Source organism: Paenibacillus sp. 01L418 (assembly GCF_056400045.1).
The window spans coordinates 1-3,737 of the sequence record NZ_JBFTSN010000543.1 but is presented as its reverse complement, the minus strand read 5'-3'; the positions used below and the strand labels follow the sequence as shown (position 1 = coordinate 3,737).

General features: G+C 31.4%; 4 protein-coding genes. 2 read left to right on the top strand and 2 right to left on the bottom strand.

Going from position 1 to position 3,737, the window contains the following annotated elements:
• Positions 1–687: 687 nt before the first annotated feature.
• Both AC1DSE_RS32290 and AC1DSE_RS32285 read left to right on the top strand, forming a co-directional pair.
• Entirely contained in the window at positions 688–2,025 is a 1,338-nt protein-coding gene (locus AC1DSE_RS32290; RefSeq protein WP_477528839.1) for a reverse transcriptase domain-containing protein, read from the top strand.
• Positions 2,026–2,048: 23 nt separating this feature from the next.
• Complete coding sequence (locus AC1DSE_RS32285) at positions 2,049–2,663, top strand: SLATT domain-containing protein (protein WP_477510297.1); 615 nt, start codon at positions 2,049–2,051, stop codon at positions 2,661–2,663.
• A gap of 64 nt (positions 2,664–2,727) precedes the next feature.
• Here AC1DSE_RS32285 and AC1DSE_RS32280 read toward each other — a convergent pair whose 3' ends face one another.
• Both AC1DSE_RS32280 and AC1DSE_RS32275 read right to left on the bottom strand, forming a co-directional pair.
• Complete coding sequence (locus AC1DSE_RS32280) at positions 2,728–3,003, bottom strand: hypothetical protein (protein WP_477510298.1); 276 nt, start codon at positions 3,001–3,003, stop codon at positions 2,728–2,730.
• Between the two features lie 117 nt (positions 3,004–3,120).
• The gene (locus AC1DSE_RS32275; protein ID WP_477528838.1) at positions 3,121–3,693 is read right to left on the bottom strand and encodes a recombinase family protein; all 573 of its coding nucleotides are present in this window, start codon (positions 3,691–3,693) and stop codon (positions 3,121–3,123) included.
• Between the last annotated feature and the right edge of the window lie 44 nt (positions 3,694–3,737).

Here is a 3,737-nt window from a genome sequence, read left to right as displayed (position 1 = left end):
ACTTAGAGTAATAACTTCAATATACAAGAAGACGCTCAGAATCAATTCTGAGCGTCTTCTATGTTTCTTATATAACCCATAAGATTTGAAAATTTGTCGCTTCTCAAGACACCAGCTATAAATCGTTATTTGTACAAGCTATTAAAGTAATGTTACTACGAAGATAATAAAAGCCCTCATTAGTCTTTACTGTTTCATCGTTGAAACTATTTAATAAGCATAAATCGTCAAACTCCTCGCCAACCCACACTTCCACAAAGTGATTGTTTGCGATACAACTTTGAAATTCGTTTTCATTTTCGATTTTTTTACCTATCAAATTAATCATCCTCTCTTATAAAAACAAAAAAAGAACATACCAAACACAGGAACATAGTCCTTAATTTAGCAGTGCTTCTGCTTTTTAAGTATTTAATTTGGACATATAGTAACACAAAAACCAAAAATATGCTAAATTTCTTTCTGACACTCGGAAAATGTGACAATTTACCTATTTTATGAGAAGATGTGTATTGAGCCCCTGACTTTGCATATGAATGTCTAATTCTTATGGACTCCTTTTGGAGTATACCTAGTTAAAGGTCTATACCTATAATATAACTTGATTATATTGTAACCTGCTAATATCAGGTAATTATCCTTATCTTTCAGGGGCTCACCTATATTTCGACCTGGAGGATAGCTGGCGTGATTAAAACTTCTTTATTCAATGATAGCTTCTCTATTAACAATTTAACGCAAGTATATGAAAATAGAATTTCACTTAAAGCAACTGCTGGGCTAGATAGAATAAATAAAGCATCTTTTAAGCCAATTGAAAATATTGAAATAATTTCACGTAAAGTCCTACTTGGTAAATACAAATTCACTCCATATAAAGAAAAACTTATCTCCAAAGGTAAAGATAAATTTCCACGTGTAATCTCTATTCCTACCATAAGGGATAAAATAACATTAGGTGTATTAAAGGATGTTTTAACCTCAGAATTCAGTGATCTATTAGATTTAAAAATCTCTACTTCTATTGTTCAAGAATTAAAAGAAGCAATTAAATTAGGCACTTATGAATTTTTCATAAAAATAGATATAAAAAGCTTCTACGATTCAATTCCTCATACTATTTTATTAAAGAAAGTTAGGCAAAAAATCAAAAATAAAGAAATACAACAATTACTCGTCAGTGCCTTAGAAAATCCAACTGTGTCAGTCGCATCTAAAGAATATAAAAAGAACGTTAAAGGCGTGCCCCAAGGTATTTCCATCTCGAATATACTAGCAAACATCTATCTTTTAGATATTGATAAAAAATATTCAAAATATAATAATGTAGCATACTTTAGATACGTCGATGATATTTTAATTCTTTGCAAAAAAAACAATCATAAAAGAGTCCTAAACTCTTTGAAAATTGACCTCTGCAAAAAACTTGAATTATCTATGAACGACAAGCAGGACAACGGGCTACTATCTAAAGAATTCGATTATTTAGGCTATAAATATGCACTTATAAGCGCAACAAAATATGGATTTACAATTAAAGAAAAGAACTTGAATAAGCTTAAGGACTCACTCATTAAAATCATATCTGCTTACAGAAACCATAAAAATAGCGAGTTATTTCTTTGGGAACTGAACTTAAGAATTACTGGTTTTATAATTGATAGAAACAAATATGGTTGGCTATATTTTTACTCTCTCCTAGATGACATTTCTATCCTTTATGAATTAGATTGGTTAATTAACAAAATTTGCATTGATTTTGGAGTGAATAAACAGCTCATAGCTAGAGTCAAAAAATTTGTACGAGCTTATCACGAAATTGTAAAAAAGAAAGGAAAATCAGACTATTTACCTAGGCTTTCAAACTTTAACTTAACTCAAAAAAAATCAATGCTTAAAATCATATTCGGTGTCAAACAGGAGTTAATTGAAAAATCAACTGACGAACAAATACATTTCCTCTTCAAAGAAAAAATGAGTATTGCTGTAAAAGAACTAGAGAAAGATGTACAGGAAACCTATTAAGTTTATATGAGGAGATATTTAAAATGAGTTCATATATTGTAGAGGAAATTGAAAAGTTAAAAGACAGGCTTTGGATCACAAAAAAAAGCAGAATGGAATCCGAAGCAAGAATGAGAAAAAATGCTACCATATCAAATGTCTTAGTTTCATATTATACTTTTTTTGTTCTTGGTTTCTCTATTTGGGCATTAATATTAGATGCAAATAGTACTTCTTCGACATATGTGAATGTAGGTGCTGTTATTGCATCTGTTGGATTATTTGGTATTTCATTGTTGATCTCTACTTTTAATTATGTGGAAAAAGCCGCACAATACAAACATTCTTATATTAGTTTAGATGAACTAGAACACCGAATAAATCATTTTTCGCGTTGTCTTAGTAATATTCCTGATAAAGATAAACTCAATGATCTATACGCTCATGAAAAAGAATATAATAATATAATCGCAAGAACAGAAAACCATCAAGATATTGATTACATAAAAATGCTAATTGATAAGAATCACATAAAAGTCACTAATCAAATGAAGTCAAAATATCTACGGCATAAAATATATAAAAAAACTTCTCTACTTTCCGTTTTTCTAATTCCAATTGTTATTGTTATTGTAGTTGGAATTTTATTATACAAATAGTTCCAACTACAACAAACCTAAGAAATTATCATAAATTGATATTTCTATGACTTTTAAAACATCATTATTTATCATTAATTAATGCTAACGCACGTTTACCATAACCATTGATAAATATTGAGTGCTCTTTAGAAACCGTATTTAGCTCGATAAATCTCATAGCAGTTAATCTCACTACAACGTTCCTATATTTTGCTTCTGTCAGGCCACACTTCTCAGAGGCTACTATATGAAGCATAGCTTTGAATTTTGCAGTTGCTCCTTCGTTTGAAAGCAGCTTTAACATATTGATATCTTGAATATCTAGGTTTTCAACAATATTTTGAAAATACTCTTCCATATAGAACCTCCTATTTTTCTGGATCGCGGAGTCGGAGTGCACAGGGGGTATGGAAAAACGAAAAGGTTAAAAAATGTAATAATGATCCCCCCCCTATTGAAATATAAGAAGCCCTCATTATGAAGACTTCCTAGTATCCGATCTCTTTGATAGCTCTCTATATAAAGTAGGTTTGGAAACACCCGTTAGTTCCGATATTTCATTTAAACTATGCTGCTTACTGTCATATAGTTTAATGGCTTGATTGAGTTTCTTTTCATCAGTTCTAGGACGACCACCCTTGCRTCCTCTTGCTCTTGCTGCAGCTAATCCTGCCATTGTACGTTCACTTATAATGTCTCGCTCCAACTCTGCAATAACTGCGAGCATCCGAAACATAGCTTTACCAACGGCGTTTTTTGTATCAATGTTATCTACAATGCTAATAAGTTCAATTCCTCTATTATCTAGCAGTTCACTTATTTCTATCAGCTTCTTGGTTGATCTTGCAAGACGATCTAGCTTGTAGACGACTAAAGAGTCTCCCTCTCTAAGATATTCAATGGCTTTTGCTAATTCAACACGGTCATCTTTTTTCCCTGAAGCTTTTTCCATAAATATTTTAATACATCCGCTTTCATTTAAAGCATCCATTTGCAAATCAAGACTTTGATCAATAGTGCTAACACGTCCATATCCAATTTTCGGCATTAGAATCCCCCCACTTCGTAATCACAGCCCAGACTGTACTCTCA

What these genes read in the sequence shown, in the direction of transcription:
- AC1DSE_RS32285 (WP_477510297.1), top strand. Translation starts at nt 2,049, where the DNA reads ATGAGTTCATATATTGTAGAGGAAATTGAAAAGTTAAAAGACAGGCTT.
- AC1DSE_RS32280 (WP_477510298.1), bottom strand. Translation starts at nt 3,003, where the DNA reads ATGGAAGAGTATTTTCAAAATATTGTTGAAAACCTAGATATTCAAGAT.